Consider the following 18,392-nt stretch of genomic DNA (forward strand, 5'->3'; position numbering starts at 1 on the left):
TTTTTCGTCGAAGGGATGCGACCATGACCTCATGGCTGCTAGGCACGGCCATTTTTCTGATTCATGTGTCAGGCCTGCTTTCGGCAGTTCTGGCTCTGATGTCCAGTCGAACCTCTCAGGGGGCCATCGCCTGGATCATTTCTCTGGTGACCTTCCCTTATTTTGCGCTGCCGGCCTACTGGATATTCGGTCGACCGCGTTTCTACGGTTATGTGTCGGCTCGCGGTCAGCGAGATACCGTATTACGCCGCGTGCTGGCTCGTTATCGGCCCCAGGTCGACCCTTTCCTCGCTGGCAGTAGTCATGGTGACCTGCGTGCCGTCGAGCAGCTAGCGTTGATGCCGATGACACGCGGCAACAGCACCCAGTTGCTGATTGATGGAGATGATACGTTCGAGAGCCTCTTCGCAGGTATCGATGCGGCCGAAGATTATGTCCTCGTGCAGTTCTTCATTGTGCGCCATGACGCCCTTGGTCTTCGCCTCAAGCAGCATTTGACGCACGCCGCCGAGCGCGGGGTGCGCGTCTATTTTCTGTATGACGAAATCGGCAGCCGCAAGTTGAAGGAAGGTTATCTTCGTGACCTTTGTGAGGCCGGGGTAGGGGTCAGTGCTTTTCACTCATCCCGGGGTTGGCGGCATCGGTTCCAACTCAACTTTCGCAACCATCGCAAGATACTGGTAGTGGATGGCCGAGAAGGGTGGCTCGGTGGCTTTAATGTTGGTGTCGAATATCTGGGCCAGGATCCGCGACATGGGCACTGGCGCGATACTCACCTCAAGCTGACTGGGCCGAGCGTGCTGGGGCTGCAGGAAGCGTTTTGGGAAGACTGGCACTGGGCTACAGGGGATGTGTTGGGGCTTGCCTGGAAGCCACAGGGGGCGTCTGAAAACGGGCAAAATGTCGTGGTCGTCCCCTCTGGGCCAGCGGACCACCAGGAGACGGCGAGTCTATTGGTGCAACACGCCATTCATAGTGCCGAGCAGCGTCTATGGGTCACCAGCCCCTACTTCGTACCGGATCACAGCGTTTTAGATGCCTTGCGTTTGGCAGCGATGCGCGGTGTTGATGTGCGCATCATGATGCCTGAACGTCCTGATCATCTATTGGTATTTCTGTCCGCTTTCGCGTTCCTCCCGGACATGCTACGTGCCGGCATCAAGGTGTACCGTTATCAGCCTGGCTTCCTGCACCAGAAGGTCATATTGATCGATGACACTGCCGCAAGTGTGGGGACTGTCAATCTCGACAATCGCTCTTTTAGGCTCAATTTTGAGATCACAGCCTTCGTTTCCGATTCGCGCTTTGCCAGTGATGTGGAAGCGATGTTGGAGGCCGACTTTGCCAATTGTCGCCGAGTCGAGTACGAAGAGCTTCAGAAGCGCGCCCTATGGCGTAAGCTGATATCACGGGCGGCTTACCTCCTGTCTCCTATCCAGTGACCGGTTATTGTCCCGATGGCTCTGATGGGACAGCGATTTTCAGCAAGCCGACCCTGCAATTGGAAATCAGCAGAGGAGCGGCTAGAGTGGCAAGCCTCGTGAACCCGGCTTGGTCGGGTTATCACCTTTATATGACATTCCAACGGAGTCGCGGTGAATCTCGAAACCAAGTGGCTGGAAGACTTCGTCGCCCTGTCCAATACCTGCAGTTTTTCCGCCTCGGCGCGCCAGCGTCATGTGACTCAGCCGGCTTTTAGCCGCCGCATACGTTCGCTTGAGCAGGCGGTGGGCGTAACCCTGGTGGATCGTTCCACCACCCCTGTTGGGCTGACACCAGAGGGCCAGCTGTTCCTGATCACCGCACGAAACCTGGTCGAGCAGCTAAATGAGTGTTTGGGCCACTTGCGCGGTGTGGCAATGGACACTGAGGCCCTGGACATTGTCGCAGCACACTCCTTGGCCTTAGCCTTCTACCCGCAATGGATATCTAGGCTTCAGCAGGGCTTGGGAGAGCTACCGACGCGTCTGGTGGCCATGAATGTTGGCGAGGCCATTCATGTGCTGCGTGAGGGCAATTGTGACCTAATGCTTGGCTACTATGATCCCTATGCCAGCATGCAGCTCGATGCAGAAGTCTTTCCTTCCTTCTCTGTCGGTCAGGTCAAGATGATTCCGGTTTGTCTCCCGGATGCCAGCGGCAAGCCGCGCTTTCCGCTGGCAGGAGAAGGGCAGATCCCCTTCCTGTCTTACACCCAAGGTGCCTTTCTGGGTCGAAGCGTGCGAATGCTGCTCAAGAATGATCCATTACGCCTTCGACTACGCACCGTCTATGAAACTGCCATGGCAGAAGGCCTCAAAGGGATGGTGATGCAGGGCGTCGGCATGGCGTGGATTCCAGATTTCTGCATTCGCGAGGAGTTGTCTAGTGTGCGACTCGTCCGCGCCGCGGCCGAAGACTGGGACGTGCCCTTGGAGATCCGGCTCTATCGTTGTTCTCTGGTTCACAAGCCGGGGGTCGAGAAACTGTGGCGTCAGATGATGAAGCTGCCGCGCGATTTCCTAGAAGCCTAACTATGGCGACCCTAAGCTTGCGGGAAGGCCCAAGAACGTCTGTATGATGAAAAAGTGATCCTCGAACAACGCCTCTGGTTCGAGGTCGGCGAGTGCCACCCAGCGAGCCCGATCACCTCCCTTAGCAGGTTTGAGTTGGGGAAGTTGTTGTTCTGGACGTAGGGCGAAATAGAAAGCCTCAGCAAGGGTGCGCCCGCGCCAGCTCCTATGTGGCTCGTCGAAGAGGCGCTGGCCACGCAGCGAGCCTCTTAGCACCGGTGCTGGTACCTTTAGGCGCACGCGTTCGCGTAACTCCCTCAGGCAAGCATCGAGCAATCGCTCATGCGGATTGATGAATCCGCCGGGGAGGGCAAGCAAGCCCTTGCCGGGTGCCGCACTGCGTTTGACCATCAACACGTGCCCTGACTGTACGACCACAGCATTGACGGTCACGAAAATGGGCGGGTAGGGCGCATCGGCCCAGGCTTGGCGATATTGCTGCAGCAGTTGCTGTTCCTCGAGCAGATGCTGATAGTGCTGGCTTCGGGTAAAAGCCTCCAAGGTATCCAGTACCCCAGGGGGAAGATCATGGGCAGCCCCTGTAGAGGTATAATCGCTGGCGGCAGCCGGTGAGCGGAAAAGTCGTTCACGAATACCACTAGCCGAGATGCCCTCAACGATAGGCACACTAACGGATTCCCACTGTGGGAAGAGCGTTAGGTAGTAACTTGATTGACCACGACTAGCGCCGATCAGCCCAATGCGGGGTAGGCGTCCCTGACTCGGTGACGCGATATCTCGCACCTTGCGCTGTACGTCACGAACCCAGACGTCGTCATTGTAGAGCGCATCAAGCAAGGGCTCGATTTCAAGGCGGGCATTGTCGTTCTCATCGAAACAGCTTCGTAACATCTCTGAGCGCTCTTCAAAGCGCCAAGGGTTGCGTAGCGAACGGGCCTGCCAAGCGGATCCGACCAACACGATGACCTGATGAGCACGTTTTAGGGCTTCGTGGATGATCGCCCTGTGACCTAGGTGCGGAGGCTGAAAACGACCAATAAAGACCAGACAGTCAAAATCCTTGTGGCAATCCGAGGTTAGCTGCGTTTGCGCCATGCGGGCTCCGTGTCTGATGACCGAGTTGCGCTAAGAGGCGCATTATCGACGCTTGCCACCTCACCTGCAATCTGGCGTTGGCGGGTGACGAGGCAGAGCCCCATGAGCTCAGGTATGCTGAATGTATTCGACGACGCTGTTGCAGGGAGCTTGCATGATACGAACAAGGATTCTTTTCTGGTGGGCAGTCATCCGCCATGCATTCGCACTGTGGCTTGAGCGCAATGCATTCAGCTATGCCGGTTCACTGGCGTTCTACACCCTTTTCTCTTTGGCACCGACCATTATTATTGCCGTTATGGTGATTGGTCTGGTGCTTGGCGAGGAAGCGGCGCAGGGGCAAATAGTCGCTCAGTTACAGGGCACCATGGGGCTTGGGGCCGCGGAGGCGATCCAGGAGGCCGTGGCGCAGTCGCGGGTCCAAGAATCCGGCCTGCTGCCCAGCGTGCTCGGCTTCGGTGCCTTATTGGTCGGGGCCACCACGGTATTTGCGCAGATGCAGTTCTCGTTGAATACCATCTGGGGGGTGGTTCCCCATCCCAGCAGTAACAGCATGTTGAAGTTCATCAAGAGCCGGGTTTTATCGCTGGCAGTGGTGTTGTCTATCGGCTTTCTCTTGCTGGTATCACTTGTACTTGGAGTGATCGTGCGTGCCGTGTTGCACGCTGCAAATGATCTATGGCCAGGGATCGGCTTCATGATTGGCGGGCTGGAGTTTTTGATTTCTCTGGCAATGATTGCCTTATTATTCGCTACTATTTTCAGGGTGTTGCCAGACGTCGTGCTGAGATGGAAAGATGTCCTGGTCGGGGCTTGCGTGACGGCAGTGCTATTCTCGCTCGGCCGCTCGGGTATCGCTATTTATCTGACCTATACGGCGACGGCCTCGACCTACGGCGCAGCCGGGTCGGTGGTGTTGATTCTGCTCTGGGTCTACTACTCGTCGCTGATCTTGCTGTTCGGTGCTGCCTTTACCAAATGCCACTTGTTGGCCCGTGGCAAATCGATAGTGCCGCGCAATTCCGCCGTATTGGTCAAGCATGAATTGATGACCGATGAATGAAATAGGCAGCCGTTGTCTGTCGGCCGAACGTCTATTGCTGGTAGATAAAAGAGGAGATCCGCAATGAGTAAGTGCTGCGTTAAGGCGCTGGTTGCTGGCAACGTTCAGGGTGTTGGATACCGTCAAGCAACTCAGGAGCAGGCGTTAACGGCGGGTGTCACCGGACACGCCCGGAACCTCTCAGACGGGCGTGTCGAGGTATTGCTTTGCGGTAAGTCTGCCAATGTCGATGCAGTGACCCAATGGCTTTGGCAGGGGCCTGCCAATGCACAGGTCAGTCATGTCGAGGTGGAAAGCGTCGAGTGGGAGAATCACGACGCCTTCGTCACAGGGTAAGTTGTGAACTGACGCTTATTTCAGGGTGTCGACGATCCAATCGATGACGCCAGGGCCATCGGCACTGAGACAGACATTGACCATCGGTGTCTGGGACCAACGAGGTGCCAGAAACTCACGGCCCTCTGGAGCGAAGACTGTCTGGCCTTCTGCAGTGCCCTCGGTAACGACGTTGAGGTGGCCTTTGGCTGTTGTGAAGAGCTCGGGCTTGAGTAGATAGGCCAGTGCACAGCTGTCGTGGGGGCAGCAGCCATCGATCCCCAGCGCCTGCTGATAGAAGGCTCGATAGAAGGCGTAGCTGTCGGCTAATACCTCTCCCAGCTTACCCTGACCTGCGGCAATAGCGTCCATATCCTTGGGAGCCAGTACACAGCGGTGAGTCGCATCTAGCCCCACCAGTGTCAGCGGCCAGTCAGCAGTCAGTACCCGGGCGGCGGCATGCGGATCGTTGAAGATGTTGGCCTCAGCCACCGGGGTAACGTTGCCGCCTTCCTTGATTGACCCGCCCATCACGATGACCTGCTTGACCTTCTCGGTGAGGTCGGGATCAAGTTGCAGCGCGGCTGCCAGATTGCCAAGCGGTCCGACGGCTACGAGTGTGACCTCGCCGGGGCGCGCATTGACGGTATCGACGATGAACTGAGGAGCGCTGATTGATAGGGCGGCGCTTTTTATATCGGGCAGTTCGATGTTACCCAAGCCATTGGCACCATGGATATGGGCCGGTGCTGGGTGTTTGGGCTTGACCAGCGGTGCTGCCGCACCTTGAGCGACCGGGATGCTTTGCCCCGCCAGTTCGGCAAGTAGCAGGGCGTTATGGGTCGCAGTGTCGATGTTGACGTTGCCGTAGGTGGTCGTCATGCCGAGTAATTCGATCTCGGGATGAGCAAGGGCAATGGCAATGGCCTGAGCGTCGTCCACACCCGGGTCGGTATCGAAGATGATCGGTTGACTCATGAGGCTTCCTTTTTCAACGCAGGCGCTTGCCTGCGCATCAGTGTAGAGGCTGTTGGAGCAGAGGGGCTCTGCCCATCGTTCGAACGAAGCGGCTCAGCTGCGCGTGAGTACCAGCGCCGGCCATTCGGCGAGAGCAACGTCGACAGAGGCGGCATCGGGAATACTTGGTGCCGCACCTTCGCGTTGCACGCACAACGCTGAAGCGGCGCTGGCTCGGCGCAGACAGGTTTCGATATCACAACCCGACAATCGCGCGGCCATGAAGTGGCCGATAAAGGTATCCCCGGCGGCGGTCGTATCCCTGGCCTCGACGCGGTAAGCCGGCAGGTTGAGGCGGGTCTCCCCGTGCTGATAGCTGACGCCATCGCGGCCCAAGGTTAATACCAGCTCCACGCCGGGCAGACGATTGCTGAGCGCCACGAGCAGGTCATCGGCGCTACTGTCTTCAGGCAGGTCGATCAGGGTCGCGGCTTCGCCTCGATTAACGAACAGCAACTGGCAGGTAGACAGCGGCAGATCGCTGACAGCTGCATGCATGGGCGCCGGGTTGAAGGCAATCGATAGCCCACGCGCTTCGGCGCGCTCCATGGCCCGGTACAGGCCATTTGTCTCGTTTTGCAGCAGCAGCCAGCCAGTGGCGTCAGCGTTGTCGACTCGCGCATCGACATCGGCATCGCCAAAGCCATGATTGGCACCTGGGTAGAGAATGATGGCATTTTCGGCCTGATCGTCGACCTGGATCAATGCATGGCCACTGGGCTCATCGACCAGTTCCAGCGAGTCGACGCTAACGCCGGCCTCGCGCAGTAGTTCGAGCGCCCAGTCGTCAGTACGTCCTAGGCGTCCCCAGTGTTCGACTCGTCCACCTGCTCGAGCCATGGCGAGTGACTGATTAGCGCCTTTACCGCCGAGCACTTGCCGGTAGCCGGTACTGGCAAGGGTCTCGCCGGGCCGAACCAGGTGGGGAACGCGATAGACGTGATCAATGTTGATGGAGCCCAGATTGTAGAGTGGGCATGTGGTGTCAGGCATCAGGTATTCCTTGCCAGGCGCGGAGGTTATCGACGGTAAGCCGGACCACATTGGCGCGTGCCTCGGGTGTGATCCAGGCATTGTGCGGGGTGACAATCAGGTTGAGTGGCTCGTCAAGGGCCGTGATCAGAGGATGGCCTTCTCGCGGGGGTTCCGCCGGAAGCGAATCGACCCCAAGACCGCCGAGGCGCCCATCACGTAGCGCCTCGAGGGCCGCATCTTCGTCAATGATACCGCCTCGTGCGCAGTTGATCAGCAGGGCGTTTTGCTTAAGGCGATTCAGGAGTGAGGCGTCGACCAGATGACGAGTTTGTTCGGTAAGTGGACAATGAAGGCTCAATACATCGGCTTCCGGCGCCAATTCATACAAGCTTGGGCGCTGGTCACCGGCCTTGCCGGGGCGAGCGGCGAAGCTGACGCTCATATCGAAGGCCTCGGCTAGTGCCGCGACCCGAGAACCAAGCTCGCCTTGACCCACGATGACCAAATGCTTGCCCGAAAGCTGCAAGGTGCGGTGATTCAGCAGGCAAAAGAAATCGCTTTGTTGCCAAGCGCCATCGGCAACCTCACGCTGGTATAGCGGAAGTCGGTTACCCAGTGCCAGCATCAGCATCATGGTGTGTTGGGCAACGCTCGCGGTGCCGTAGGCGCTAACGTTGCGTACCGCGATCCCCAGGCGCTTGGCGGCCTGCATATCGATATTGTTGGTGCCGGTAGCCAATACGCAGATCAGCTCCAGGCTAGGCAGTGCTTCTAAGGTGTCAGCATTTAACACGACCTTGTTCACGATGGCGACATTGGCGCCGGCCAAGCGCTCCAGACACTCTTCCGGTGCGGTGTTGTCATGCACCTGTAGAGAGTCGACCTCGGTACGAATCGGGTGAAGGTCGATATCATCGCCAAGGCTGGCAGCATCAAGAATCACGGCTTTCATTGGAGCATCCTGATTGTGTTGTGATTGCGCGTGCATCACACGCTGTGAATACCCGCATGCTCGCCTTGCCCGTCAGGGGGCGCAACACGCTATAATGGCTCGCTTTCGTAGCAGGCTTGGAAAGTGCGATGGCAGCCCCGACCTTAGCTCAAGGATTGGACGCCAAGATGCCGCCGGCCCGATAGTCCTGCGGTGAGGCGATACGCGTCGCCGCGCCACTTATCAAGTAGTTGTCGTACTCAGGAGAGTTGAACGATGCCCATCTATGAATATGAGTGCAAGGCCTGCGGCCATCGCCTGGAAAAGCTGCAGAAGATCAGCGCCGATCCGCTGACGGAATGCCCAGCGTGTGAGCGAGACGAGCTCAACCGCCTGGTGAGTGCAGCAGGCTTCCGGCTGGCGGGTAATGGCTGGTACGAGACCGATTTCAAGTCCGGCAACAAGAAGAATCTTGCCGGCGAGGGCGGGGCCGAGAAAGGCGCCACGCCCAAAACAACTGCCAAGGACGGTGCGGCGGCCTGAGCGCCCCGTCCTTCATACTTCGATCACGCAACAGAACAGGATTTGACATGCGCAGCCATTATTGCGGCCAGCTGAACGAGACTCTGGTAGACCAGCAGGTCACCTTGTGCGGGTGGGTACACCGCCGCCGTGACCATGGTGGGGTAATCTTCCTCGACCTGCGCGACCGTGATGGTCTGGCTCAGATCGTGGTCGATCCCGACACTGCCGAAGCCTTTGCGACCGCCGACCGTGCACGTAATGAATACGTGCTGCGCATTACCGGCCGTGTCCGCCCCCGTCCGGAGGGTACCCAGAACCCGAACATGCCTACCGGTATGGTCGAGATGCTGGCCAAGGACGTCGAAGTCCTCAACAGCGCCACCACGCCGCCGTTCCAGCTCGATGAGCATGGCAAGGTCGGTGAGGAAACACGCCTCAAGCATCGCTATATCGACCTGCGTCGTCCCGAGATGATCGATAAACTTCGTCTGCGCTCGCGTATCTCCCATAGCGTTCGTGCTTTCCTAGAAGGTCAGGGGTTCCTGGACATCGAGACGCCGATCCTGACCCGTGCTACACCGGAAGGGGCGCGTGACTATCTGGTACCGAGCCGTACCCATGCGGGCAACTTCTTTGCTCTGCCGCAGTCGCCTCAGTTGTTCAAGCAGCTGCTGATGGTGTCCGGTGTCGATCGCTATTATCAGATTGCTAAGTGTTTCCGTGACGAAGACCTGCGTGCCGATCGTCAGCCGGAATTTACCCAGATCGACCTCGAGGCGTCTTTCGTCGACGAGGATGACATCATGGCGATCACCGAGACCATGATCCGCCAGCTGTTTCAGGAAGTGCTCGACGTCGAGCTGCCGCTCTTCCCACGCATGCCTTACGCTGAGGCGATGAGCCGTTTCGGCTCCGACAAGCCGGACCTGCGTATCCCGCTGGAACTCACTGATGTCGACGACCTGATGAAAGACGTCGACTTCAAGGTCTTCTCCGGCCCGGCGCAGGCCGACGATGGTCGCGTGGCGGCGCTTAAGGTGCCTGGCGGCGCCAAGCTGTCGCGTAAGGAGATCGACGAGTACACCAAGTTCGTCGGCATCTACGGTGCTCGTGGCCTGGCATGGATCAAGGTCAACGAACGCGCCAAAGGCATCGAAGGCCTGCAGTCGCCGATCGTCAAATTCATGGACGGCATCATTGAAGCGTTGCTTGACCGGGTCGGTGCTGAAGATGGAGACATCATCTTCTTTGGCGCCGACAAGGCCCGGATCGTCAACGAAGCCTTGGGCGCGCTTCGCGTCAAGTTGGGCGAAGATCTCGAGCTGTATACCCGTGAATGGGCGCCGCTATGGGTCGTCGATTTCCCCATGTTCGAGGAAGACGGCAACGCTCGCATGCAGGCGCTTCACCACCCGTTTACCGCGCCGTCCTGTGACGTTGAGACATTGCGCGATCGCCCGGCTGAGGCCCTTTCCAAAGCCTATGACATGGTGCTCAACGGTACCGAGCTGGGTGGTGGTTCGATCCGTATCCACGACCACGCCATGCAGCGTGCGGTCCTCGATGTGCTGGGTATCAGCGAGGAAGAAGCCGACGAGAAATTCGGCTTCCTGCTTGACGCCCTGCAGTATGGCGCACCGCCCCATGGCGGTCTCGCTTTCGGCCTCGACCGCCTGGTCATGCTGATGACCGGCGCCAAGACCATCCGCGAGGTCATTGCGTTCCCGAAAACGCAGAGCGCCGCTTGCCTGATGACCGATGCCCCCGGTGTCGTCTCCCCAACGCAGCTCAAGGAACTCAATATCCGGCTTCGCCAGAAAGCCAAGCCTGAGGGGGAGCAAGGCGAATAAGCTAGAGCGGAGCCTACCGGTGTTGCAGCCTAGCTGATGAACGGGGCTGCACACGGGGCCTGGCTAACTAGCGGGTGTCATCTATACGTCTTTCCGATCCGCCGGCGCCTTATGGCGCCGGCGGCGCATGAAAAGGAGGGTTTTTTCATGGCCGGACACAGCAAGTGGGCCAATATCAAGCACCGCAAGGCGGCACAGGATGCCAAGCGTGGCAAGATCTTTTCCAAGCTGATCCGCGAACTGACGGTGGCAGCAAGGCTGGGCGGCAGTGACTCGCACGATAACCCGCGCTTGCGTGCGGCTATCGACAAAGCCCTCGCCAATAACATGACCAAAGACACGATTCAGCGGGCCGTTGATCGCGGGGCGGGGAACACCGATGGCGATGCCATGGAGGAGACCGTCTATGAGGGATATGGGCCTGACGGGGTAGCGGTGCTCGTCGAATGCATGACCGACAACCGCAATCGTACCGTCTCGGAAGTGCGCCATGCTTTTTCCAAGCATGGCGGCAACCTGGGGACGACCGGCTCGGTATCGTTCATGTTTCACCACCAGGGGCGTCTTCAGTTCAATGATGGCACCAGCGAGGAAGCACTGATGGAGGCTACGCTGGAGGCCGGCGCCGAGGATGTGATCAATCATGAAGATGGCACTACCGAAGTCGTCACCCGGCCGGGAGATTTCTGGACGGTAAAAGAAGCACTGCTTGAGGCCGACCTGACACCGTCCCATAGCGAGATCGGCAAATATCCGGACAACTACTCGCCGATCAATGACGCAGAGGTGGCGCAGAAGGTCATCAAACTGGTGGACATGCTCGAGGATCTCGATGATGTGCAGAACGTCTATTCAAACGCCGATTTCGACGAGACAGTCCTCGATGAACTCTACTGAAGTGGCCATGCGGCATACGTTGTTTTCATGCTGATCCTGGGTATTGACCCGGGGTCACGCATCACAGGATATGGCGTGCTGGATGTCACCCACCCGCGGCCGGTTTATGTCGCCAGTGGCTGTATTCGGCTAAAAGACGATGACCTGGCGCAGCGACTGGCGCAATGCTATGCCGGTATCAGCGAACTTATTGCTGTGCACCGGCCTGGAGAATTCGCCATTGAACAGGTGTTCATGTCGAACAATGCCGCGTCCGCCCTCAAGCTTGGCCAGGCGCGTGGCGCTGCCATCGTCTGTGCCGCCAATCATGGCCTCCCGGTCAGTGAATACGGTCCACGCCAGATCAAGCAAGCGGTCACCGGTACCGGTGCTGCCGACAAGACTCAAGTGCAGCACATGGTGACCGCCGTGCTGGGTCTGTCGGCCACACCGCAGGCGGATGCTGCCGATGCCTTGGCTATTGCGCTGACCCATGCCCATGCGCGATTGGGCCTGGTGAATCAAGGTGCCTTTGGGGGACGTACTGGTCGTCAGGGCCGAGGCAAGGGCTGGCGAGATTATCGGCCCGAATGACTTGCTCATGAAGAATCCAGAGCGATAACGTCGGCATACCAGCCGGATATCAAGCGACTTGATGGCTTTTCATATTATGAAACGCTGTTTGGATACGCTGGTCAGCCTATAAGGCGATCAGTATAGTGGCTCAGTACTTTCTCAAGTACTTTCTCAAGTGCTTTCTCAAGAACTCTCTCAAGTGCTTTCTCAAGCATTCTCTCAAGGATCGTGACGGCATGATTGGACGCCTGCGTGGCACCCTATTGGAGAAACAGCCACCCTGGCTGGTTGTAGATGTGGGGGGAGTCGGCTATGAGCTTGAAGCCTCCATGACGACCATATTGGCTCTCCCTGGTGTCGGTGAAACGATACAGTTGCACACTCACCTGACCGTACGCGAGGATGCCCACCTGTTATTTGGCTTCGCCCGAGAGCAGGAGAGGGCGCTGTTTCGCGCCCTGATCAAGGTCAACGGAGTGGGGCCCAAATTGGCCCTCGCCATCCTCTCTGGCATGGACGAAGATCAGTTCATTCGCTGCGTGATGGATGATGACGTTAAGGCGCTTACCCGTTTACCGGGCGTTGGCAAGAAAACCGCCGAACGACTGGTTATCGAGATGCGAGATCGCTTTCCGCATTGGACTCAGCCATCTGAAGGTGACCTTGAGGGCCTTGAACAAGCAGCTGGCGGGGGCGAGAAGGCAAACGACGCCCGTGCCGATGCCGAAGCAGCCTTGGTATCCCTGGGCTACAAGCCGACCGAAGCGACCAAGATGATCTCGGCCCAAGACGCGGGCCTGTCGACCGAGGCCCTGATCAAGGGAGCCTTGGCCCGGAAGTTGGCGGGGTGAGGATTCATGATCCATGGCAACAGTGAGCGCATGCGCCTTCAGGCAGTTCCCGCACAGTATCCTCAGGCTTTGGGGCATCTATGATTGATAGTGACCGTCTTATTGCCGCCCAACCTCGAGAAGGTGATGCACCGATCGATCACGCTATTCGCCCTCAGCGGCTAGCTGACTATATCGGTCAACCCGCGGTGCGTGAGCAACTAGATATCTTCATCAGCGCTGCCCGTGGCCGTGGCGAGAGTCTCGACCATACGCTGGTATTTGGCCCCCCGGGGCTTGGCAAGACCACCTTGGCCAACATCATTGCTCACGAGATGGATGTCGATATCAAGTCCACCTCGGGGCCAGTACTCGAGCGAGCCGGCGACCTGGCAGCCATGCTGACGAACCTGCAGCCGGGTGATGTGCTATTCATCGATGAAATCCATCGCCTGTCTCCAGCGGTTGAGGAAGTCCTTTACCCGGCGATGGAAGACTTTCAGCTTGATATTGTGATCGGTGAAGGGCCTGCCGCCCGCTCCATAAAACTTGATCTGCCACGATTTACGCTGGTCGGCGCAACGACTCGGGCGGGGCTTCTTACCTCGCCGTTGCGTGATCGTTTTGGCATCGTTCAGCGCCTTGAATTCTATAGCCTTTCGGAGCTCACCGAGATCGTCACTCGGTCGGCGGGCCTTCTGGGAGTCGATACGGATCAGGCAGGAGCCGCCGAGATTGCTCGCAGGGCCCGGGGCACTCCCCGTATCGCCAATCGCTTGCTAAGGCGTGTGCGTGACTACAGCGAAGTGCGAGGAAGTGGCGCACTGGAAGTTGAGATCGCTGATCAAGCGTTAAATTTGCTGAATGTTGATTCCCACGGTCTCGACCACATGGACCGCCGTCTGCTGTTGGCCATGATCGAAAAGTTTGAAGGGGGGCCTGTGGGAGTCGACAGTCTCGCCGCGGCAATCAGTGAGGAGCGCGACACGATTGAAGACGTCATCGAACCCTACCTGATCCAGCAAGGCTTTATGATGCGCACCGCTCGTGGCCGTGTGGTGACCCGTCAAGCCTACCTGCATTTCGGGCTGAGCCGGGATGAGGACATGGCGTCGACTGAGTCCGCCCCTGGACTTTCTAGCGGGTATAAGGATAACGCATGAGCGCTTTCCAGCATCCGGTTACCGTCTATATAGAAGATACCGATGCCGGTGGCATCGTCTACTACGTGAATTATCTCAAGTTCATGGAGCGGGCCCGTAGCGAGTGGCTTAAACAACTGGGTATCACCCAGAGCGCACTTCTCGACGAGGGCATTCAACTGGTCGTTCACCGCCTGGAATGCCGCTATGCCAAGCCTGCTCGCCTTGATGATGAGCTCAGCGTAAGTGCCCAGATCGAGGATCATAGTGCCTGTCGCCTGACGTTCCTCCAGGATGTACGACATCAAGGTGAACCCCTTTGCCATGCAACGGTCGATATCGCCTGCCTGGATGCGGCTAGCTTCAAGCCCAGACGCTGGCCTAGTGCTCTGAGAGAGGCGCTGTCAGCCTGAAACATGCTTCGCCGGCCTGGCGCTAAATTGTCGCTGACAAGGCCCGAGGTTTTCGTGTGACGAACCCCTTTGATAAGTGAGGATTTCCGTGAACGACTCCATGTCCATTCCACATCTGATCCTGAACGCCAGTGGCGTGGTGCAGTTTGTGATGCTGCTGTTGGCCATCGCTTCGGTGCTGTCCTGGGTAGTGATCTTTCAGCGCAGCTTCGTATTACGCCGTGCTCAGCGAGCGCATAAGCAATTTGAAGAGCGTTTCTGGTCCGGCATCGACCTGAACGAGCTGTACCGCGAGACACCCGCGGAACAGGAGACTCAAGGGGCGGAGCATATCTTTCGTTCGGGCTTTCGCGAATTCAATCGTCTCTTGCCAAAGACTCGCAATTCTCAAGCCATCCTTGAAGGCGTCCAACGTTCGATGCGGGTCGCCTGGTCACGGGAAGAGGAACGCCTCAACCACCACCTTATCTTTCTGGCGACCGTCGCTTCTGCCAGCCCGTATATCGGCTTGTTCGGCACCGTATGGGGCATCATGGGCTCTTTCCAGAGTTTGTCGATGACTCAGCAGGCAACACTGGCAACCGTCGCGCCCTGGATTGCTGAGGCACTGATTGCAACGGCGATGGGCCTTTTTGCGGCAATTCCGGCGGTCATCTTCTATAACCGCCTGTCTTCCTCGTCCAGTAAACTACTCGGCAAGTACGAAGATTTTGCTGAAGAGTTTCATTCGATTCTGCACCGCAACCTTCAGGGTCGTGGTGATCAGGATGCGGCCTGAAGGAGCATTGCCATGATGCATGGTCCATTCCACCGCGGTGGTCACAGCAAGCCGATGGGTGAGATCAATGTCGTGCCCTTCATCGACGTGATGCTGGTGTTGTTGGTGATTTTCATGATCACTGCACCCATGATGACGCAAGGCGTTCAGGTCGAACTGCCGAAGACGGCTTCCGAACCGATTGAAGATATGCAGGACCGCGAGCCTGTCGTTGTCTCCGTTGATCGCGAGGGGAGCTACTTCATTTCCGTCGGGGATGATAAAACAGCCACTAGCCTTGATGACATCTCCGACAAGGTGATCGCTATTCTTAATCGGCGCCCCGAGACGCCTGTTTTGGTCCGAGGAGATCGCAATGTGCCTTACGGTCAGGTTATTACCCTGATGAGCACACTACAGGTAGCCGGAGTGAGTGATGTGGGTCTGATTTCCGAACCGCCGAGCGCTGACAACTAAGGAGCACGCATGGCCAGACATGACTCCCGCGTAGGTTATGGCCTACCGGTGGTACTGGCGCTTGCCCTGCACGTCGGGGTCGTCGTGATCAATGTGCTGGAATTTCCCGGAAGCGAAGAGGCGCCGACGTCGGCGTCTGTCGTACAGGCCACGTTGGTCAGCACCGAAACCGCGACGGATCAAGCTCAGCGTGCCGAGGCCGCCAAGGCCCGTGCCGCGAAGCGCCAGGCAGAGGAAGAGGCCGCGGCAGCAGAGCGACAACGTCAGCAGGAAGCCGAAGAGGCTGCTGCTGAGCAGGCAGCACAGCAGGAGGCTGAACGGGAAGCAGAGCAGGAAGCTGCACAGAAGGCCGCCGAACAGGCACGTCGTGAAGCGGAAGCCGATGCGCAGCGCCGTGCCGAAGAAGCCGCTTCCGCGGAGGCTCGTCGACAGCAGGAAGAGCAGGCACGCCAAGAGGCAGAAGCCGAACGACAGCGGAAGGCCGAGGCCGAGCGCCAGCGTCAAGCTGAGGCGCAACGCCAAGCAGAAGCTGAGGCACAGGCCAAGCGTGAACAAGAGGCGCGTCAGCAAGCAGAGGCCGAGGCTGAACAAAAACGCCAGGAAGAGGCGCGCCAACAAGCACAAGCTGAAGCCGAACGAAAGCGGCAAGAAGAAGCCCGTAAGCAAGCTGAGGCGGAGGCTGAGCGCAAACGCCAAGAGGAGGCACGCAAGCAGGCAGAAGCCGAGGCCGAGCGCAAAAGGCGTGAAGAGGCCGCTAGACGTGCTGCCGAAGCGGCAAGTAGCAGTCTGGACAGCGCCATTGCCGGCGAGGAAGAATCCATTGCCAATGCGCGTCAGGCCGAGCAGGCTAGCAATAGCTTTCAGAACCTAGTGCGCAATGCGGTTGAGCAGGCATGGATTGTTCCGCCCAATCCGACGTCAGGCGTTGAAGCGCTGGTGCGCCTGACACTGCTGCCGACGGGTGAGCTGGTTAATACACAGCTTGTCCAGAGCAGTGGCGATGCGGCCTTCGATCGCTCGGTATTGCAGGCGGTGAGGCGTGCGGCGCCCTTCCGTGAGATGCAAGATCTGCCGCCTGCGGCCCAGCGCGACTTTCGCGAATTTAACTTGAGATTCAGACCCGGAGATGTGCGCTGATGAAACGTTATATGAGCTTGTGGTGCGGCATGCTGCTGCTACTGATGGGTAGCCTTGCCCATGCTGACCTTACCATCGAGATCACTCAGGGAAGTGATAGAGCAACCCCGATTGCCGTGGTGCCCTTTGCTGAGCAGGGGGCCCAGCTGCCTACCGATATCGCCAGGGTGATTGCGAATGATCTGGAGCGCAGCGGCCAGTTCAAGCCGTTGAGTCGTGGCGACCTGATCGCCTCGCCGAGTGCCAGTAGCGAGGTCAACTATGGCGATTGGCGGAAAGTGGATGCCGATTATCTGGTGGTCGGCAAGGTCAATACCGATGGCAGCATTCAGTATGAACTGATGGATGTCTACGGCCAGGAGCGCATGCTCGGCAAGGTTATTACCCCTGCTGGACCTGATCAGTCACGAGCGGCCGCGCATCGCATCAGTGATGAAATCTTCGAAGCCATAACGGGTATTCGCGGTGCTTTTTCGACCCAGATCGCCTACATCACGTCTCAGGGCGTCGGAGAAGATATTCAGTATGCTCTCCAGGTGGCGGATGCTGATGGCCATAACAGCCAACAGATCTTGTCGTCTGATGAACCTATTTTGTCTCCGGCATGGTCGCCGGATGGCCAGAAACTTGCTTATGTGTCATTTGAAACTGGGCGACCGGCCATTTACATACAGAATGTAGCGACGAGTCAGCGCGTTCGGGCCAGTTCCTTTTCTGGTATCAACGGAGCCCCGGCCTGGTCGCCAGACGGGCGTAAGCTGGCGATGTCGCTTTCCAAGGATGGCCAGCCGGAGATCTACGTGATGGACATCGGTGCGCGCAGCTTCGAACGCCTGACGCGCAGCGATGCCATCGATACCGAACCCAGCTGGTCCCCGGATGGTGAGAGCCTAGTCTTCACCTCTGACCGCAGCGGAGGCCCTCAGCTTTATCGCTTTGATCTTGCGAGCGGAGAAGCCAAGCGCCTGACGTTTACGGGTAACTACAATTCTCGCGGTCGTTATGCTCCGGATGGCGAGAACCTGTTCATGATTCATCGCGGTAGCCAGGGATTCCAGGTGGCCAAACAGGATCTGGATACGGGGCGATTGGTGACGTTGACCGATTCACGAGCCGATGAGTCACCCAGTGTTGCTCCCAATGGCACCATGGTAATTTTCGCTACTCAACAGGGCGGCAGAGGGGTTCTCTCGGCGGTCTCTGCGGACGGCAATGCATCCTTTCGGCTACCTGCTGCCCAGGGAGACGTTCGGGAGCCCGCCTGGTCCCCGTTTCTGAATTAAACCATCAACTCGTTAACTTCCCGCCAGTCACTGGCATCTTTCAAGGAGTCGAACATGCACGTAACCCCCTATGCCAAGCACCTCGCTGTAGCCCTTTCACTGGTCGTCATGGCTGGTTGTTCCAGCACCGGCGGTACCCAGGATGGTTCCATGGCGGGCAGTAATGGCGCCGGCAGTGCCGGCATGAATGGTGGTTCCTCCAGTCAGGGTATGAGCACCGGACAAATGGGGTCCGATAGCATGGGCAAGCGGGATGGCCAGCAGGATGGTATCCCCGAGGTTCGTACGATCTATTTTGATTATGACCGCGATACCATTCGCAGTGAGTTCGAGCCAGTCATGACCGCTCACGCCCAATTCTTGAAGTCTAATCCCAATGCCTCCGTGGTGCTTCAGGGACATACGGATGAGCGCGGAACCCGTGAATACAACCTTGCCCTCGGGGAGCGTCGCGCCAATTCGGTCCAGCGCTACCTGACTGTCCAGGGTGTATCCCCGTCGCAGCTCGAGGTGGTGAGCTATGGTGAAGAACGTCCGGCCGTGCGGGGTACTAGCGAAGACAGCTATGCTCAGAATCGTCGCGTAGTCTTTGACTACTGAGTCGATACTGATCGCCT

The 18,392-nt window shown here is 58.1% G+C and carries 20 protein-coding genes; 16 read left to right on the forward strand and 4 right to left on the reverse strand.

The annotated features are described in order from the left end of the window. Positions 1-23 precede the first annotated feature (23 nt). Complete coding sequence (cls, locus tag ETC27_RS08290; protein ID WP_136254526.1) at positions 24-1,442, forward strand: cardiolipin synthase; 1,419 nt, start codon at positions 24-26, stop codon at positions 1,440-1,442. 153 nt (positions 1,443-1,595) lie between these two features. Then, the gene (locus tag ETC27_RS08295; RefSeq protein WP_136254527.1) at positions 1,596-2,513 is read left to right on the forward strand and encodes a LysR substrate-binding domain-containing protein; all 918 of its coding nucleotides are present in this window, start codon (positions 1,596-1,598) and stop codon (positions 2,511-2,513) included. Here the strand turns inward: ETC27_RS08295 and ETC27_RS08300 are convergent, their stop codons facing one another. Further along, positions 2,514-3,608: a bifunctional nicotinamide-nucleotide adenylyltransferase/Nudix hydroxylase gene (locus ETC27_RS08300; RefSeq protein WP_136254528.1), complete on the reverse strand. Its 1,095-nt coding sequence runs from the start codon at positions 3,606-3,608 to the stop codon at positions 2,514-2,516. 121 nt (positions 3,609-3,729) lie between these two features. Here ETC27_RS08300 and ETC27_RS08305 point away from each other — a divergent pair, with 121 nt between their 5' ends. Both ETC27_RS08305 and yccX read left to right on the forward strand, forming a co-directional pair. Then, on the forward strand, positions 3,730-4,671 hold the full coding sequence (locus ETC27_RS08305; RefSeq protein ID WP_439331798.1) for a YihY/virulence factor BrkB family protein: 942 nt from the start codon (positions 3,730-3,732) through the stop codon (positions 4,669-4,671). A 63-nt stretch (positions 4,672-4,734) separates the two neighbouring features. Next, positions 4,735-5,007 (forward strand): acylphosphatase, encoded by a 273-nt coding sequence (gene yccX / locus ETC27_RS08310; protein WP_136254529.1) that lies wholly within the window; start codon positions 4,735-4,737, stop codon positions 5,005-5,007. A 15-nt stretch (positions 5,008-5,022) separates the two neighbouring features. On the opposite strand, the gene ETC27_RS08315 is transcribed toward yccX, so the two are convergent. The 3 genes from ETC27_RS08315 to ETC27_RS08325 all read right to left on the reverse strand — a co-directional run bounded on the left by ETC27_RS08315 (position 5,023) and on the right by ETC27_RS08325 (position 7,930). Next, entirely contained in the window at positions 5,023-5,964 is a 942-nt protein-coding gene (locus tag ETC27_RS08315) for a nucleoside hydrolase (protein ID WP_136254530.1), read from the reverse strand. A gap of 93 nt (positions 5,965-6,057) precedes the next feature. Further along, entirely contained in the window at positions 6,058-6,996 is a 939-nt protein-coding gene (locus ETC27_RS08320; protein WP_136254531.1) for a ribokinase, read from the reverse strand. Continuing rightward, positions 6,989-7,930 carry a D-2-hydroxyacid dehydrogenase gene (locus ETC27_RS08325; protein ID WP_136254532.1) on the reverse strand — a complete coding sequence of 314 codons (942 nt, stop codon included), beginning with the start codon at positions 7,928-7,930 and terminating at the stop codon, positions 6,989-6,991. Before ETC27_RS08325 ends, ETC27_RS08320 begins: the two co-directional genes overlap by 8 nt. Before the next feature lie 255 nt (positions 7,931-8,185). Here ETC27_RS08325 and ETC27_RS08330 point away from each other — a divergent pair, with 255 nt between their 5' ends. From ETC27_RS08330 to pal, 12 genes are all read left to right on the forward strand, one after another. Beyond that, the gene (locus ETC27_RS08330; protein ID WP_136254533.1) at positions 8,186-8,452 is read left to right on the forward strand and encodes an FmdB family zinc ribbon protein; all 267 of its coding nucleotides are present in this window, start codon (positions 8,186-8,188) and stop codon (positions 8,450-8,452) included. A gap of 47 nt (positions 8,453-8,499) precedes the next feature. Continuing rightward, on the forward strand, positions 8,500-10,284 hold the full coding sequence (aspS, locus tag ETC27_RS08335; protein WP_136254534.1) for an aspartate--tRNA ligase: 1,785 nt from the start codon (positions 8,500-8,502) through the stop codon (positions 10,282-10,284). A gap of 147 nt (positions 10,285-10,431) precedes the next feature. Next, positions 10,432-11,181: a YebC/PmpR family DNA-binding transcriptional regulator gene (locus tag ETC27_RS08340; protein WP_136254535.1), complete on the forward strand. Its 750-nt coding sequence runs from the start codon at positions 10,432-10,434 to the stop codon at positions 11,179-11,181. A gap of 27 nt (positions 11,182-11,208) precedes the next feature. Further along, complete coding sequence (gene ruvC, locus ETC27_RS08345; protein ID WP_136254536.1) at positions 11,209-11,754, forward strand: crossover junction endodeoxyribonuclease RuvC; 546 nt, start codon at positions 11,209-11,211, stop codon at positions 11,752-11,754. A gap of 218 nt (positions 11,755-11,972) precedes the next feature. Further along, positions 11,973-12,587, forward strand: a complete 615-nt coding sequence (gene ruvA / locus ETC27_RS08350; protein ID WP_136254653.1) for a Holliday junction branch migration protein RuvA — start codon at positions 11,973-11,975, stop codon at positions 12,585-12,587. Positions 12,588-12,667: 80 nt separating this feature from the next. Further along, positions 12,668-13,729: a Holliday junction branch migration DNA helicase RuvB gene (ruvB, locus tag ETC27_RS08355; protein ID WP_136254537.1), complete on the forward strand. Its 1,062-nt coding sequence runs from the start codon at positions 12,668-12,670 to the stop codon at positions 13,727-13,729. After that, positions 13,726-14,121, forward strand: coding sequence for a tol-pal system-associated acyl-CoA thioesterase (ybgC, locus tag ETC27_RS08360; RefSeq protein WP_136254538.1), 396 nt, complete (start codon positions 13,726-13,728; stop codon positions 14,119-14,121). The genes ruvB and ybgC overlap by 4 nt, the downstream gene beginning before the upstream one ends. Positions 14,122-14,221: 100 nt before the next feature. Then, positions 14,222-14,899: a protein TolQ gene (gene tolQ / locus ETC27_RS08365; protein WP_205742711.1), complete on the forward strand. Its 678-nt coding sequence runs from the start codon at positions 14,222-14,224 to the stop codon at positions 14,897-14,899. Between the two features lie 15 nt (positions 14,900-14,914). Continuing rightward, positions 14,915-15,355 (forward strand): protein TolR, encoded by a 441-nt coding sequence (gene tolR, locus ETC27_RS08370; protein WP_136254654.1) that lies wholly within the window; start codon positions 14,915-14,917, stop codon positions 15,353-15,355. A 9-nt stretch (positions 15,356-15,364) separates the two neighbouring features. Beyond that, positions 15,365-16,492, forward strand: coding sequence for a cell envelope integrity protein TolA (gene tolA, locus ETC27_RS08375; protein ID WP_136254540.1), 1,128 nt, complete (start codon positions 15,365-15,367; stop codon positions 16,490-16,492). Continuing rightward, positions 16,492-17,775, forward strand: coding sequence for a Tol-Pal system beta propeller repeat protein TolB (gene tolB / locus ETC27_RS08380; RefSeq protein WP_136254541.1), 1,284 nt, complete (start codon positions 16,492-16,494; stop codon positions 17,773-17,775). The genes tolA and tolB overlap by 1 nt, the downstream gene beginning before the upstream one ends. A 54-nt stretch (positions 17,776-17,829) precedes the next feature. Next, positions 17,830-18,375 carry a peptidoglycan-associated lipoprotein Pal gene (pal, locus tag ETC27_RS08385; protein ID WP_136254542.1) on the forward strand — a complete coding sequence of 182 codons (546 nt, stop codon included), beginning with the start codon at positions 17,830-17,832 and terminating at the stop codon, positions 18,373-18,375. Positions 18,376-18,392: the final 17 nt, after the last annotated feature.

The organism is Onishia niordana, assembly GCF_004798965.1.
Taxonomy (GTDB): domain Bacteria; phylum Pseudomonadota; class Gammaproteobacteria; order Pseudomonadales; family Halomonadaceae; genus Onishia; species Onishia niordana.

What these genes read in the sequence shown, in the direction of transcription:
- cls (WP_136254526.1), top strand. Translation starts at nt 24, where the DNA reads ATGACCTCATGGCTGCTAGGCACGGCCATTTTTCTGATTCATGTGTCA.
- ETC27_RS08300 (WP_136254528.1), bottom strand. Translation starts at nt 3,608, where the DNA reads ATGGCGCAAACGCAGCTAACCTCGGATTGCCACAAGGATTTTGACTGT.
- ETC27_RS08305 (WP_439331798.1), top strand. Translation starts at nt 3,730, where the DNA reads ATGTATTCGACGACGCTGTTGCAGGGAGCTTGCATGATACGAACAAGG.
- yccX (WP_136254529.1), top strand. Translation starts at nt 4,735, where the DNA reads ATGAGTAAGTGCTGCGTTAAGGCGCTGGTTGCTGGCAACGTTCAGGGT.
- ETC27_RS08315 (WP_136254530.1), bottom strand. Translation starts at nt 5,964, where the DNA reads ATGAGTCAACCGATCATCTTCGATACCGACCCGGGTGTGGACGACGCT.
- ETC27_RS08320 (WP_136254531.1), bottom strand. Translation starts at nt 6,996, where the DNA reads ATGCCTGACACCACATGCCCACTCTACAATCTGGGCTCCATCAACATT.
- ETC27_RS08325 (WP_136254532.1), bottom strand. Translation starts at nt 7,930, where the DNA reads ATGAAAGCCGTGATTCTTGATGCTGCCAGCCTTGGCGATGATATCGAC.
- ETC27_RS08330 (WP_136254533.1), top strand. Translation starts at nt 8,186, where the DNA reads ATGCCCATCTATGAATATGAGTGCAAGGCCTGCGGCCATCGCCTGGAA.
- aspS (WP_136254534.1), top strand. Translation starts at nt 8,500, where the DNA reads ATGCGCAGCCATTATTGCGGCCAGCTGAACGAGACTCTGGTAGACCAG.
- ETC27_RS08340 (WP_136254535.1), top strand. Translation starts at nt 10,432, where the DNA reads ATGGCCGGACACAGCAAGTGGGCCAATATCAAGCACCGCAAGGCGGCA.
- ruvC (WP_136254536.1), top strand. Translation starts at nt 11,209, where the DNA reads ATGCTGATCCTGGGTATTGACCCGGGGTCACGCATCACAGGATATGGC.
- ruvA (WP_136254653.1), top strand. Translation starts at nt 11,973, where the DNA reads ATGATTGGACGCCTGCGTGGCACCCTATTGGAGAAACAGCCACCCTGG.
- ruvB (WP_136254537.1), top strand. Translation starts at nt 12,668, where the DNA reads ATGATTGATAGTGACCGTCTTATTGCCGCCCAACCTCGAGAAGGTGAT.
- ybgC (WP_136254538.1), top strand. Translation starts at nt 13,726, where the DNA reads ATGAGCGCTTTCCAGCATCCGGTTACCGTCTATATAGAAGATACCGAT.
- tolQ (WP_205742711.1), top strand. Translation starts at nt 14,222, where the DNA reads ATGTCCATTCCACATCTGATCCTGAACGCCAGTGGCGTGGTGCAGTTT.
- tolR (WP_136254654.1), top strand. Translation starts at nt 14,915, where the DNA reads ATGCATGGTCCATTCCACCGCGGTGGTCACAGCAAGCCGATGGGTGAG.
- tolA (WP_136254540.1), top strand. Translation starts at nt 15,365, where the DNA reads ATGGCCAGACATGACTCCCGCGTAGGTTATGGCCTACCGGTGGTACTG.
- tolB (WP_136254541.1), top strand. Translation starts at nt 16,492, where the DNA reads ATGAAACGTTATATGAGCTTGTGGTGCGGCATGCTGCTGCTACTGATG.
- pal (WP_136254542.1), top strand. Translation starts at nt 17,830, where the DNA reads ATGCACGTAACCCCCTATGCCAAGCACCTCGCTGTAGCCCTTTCACTG.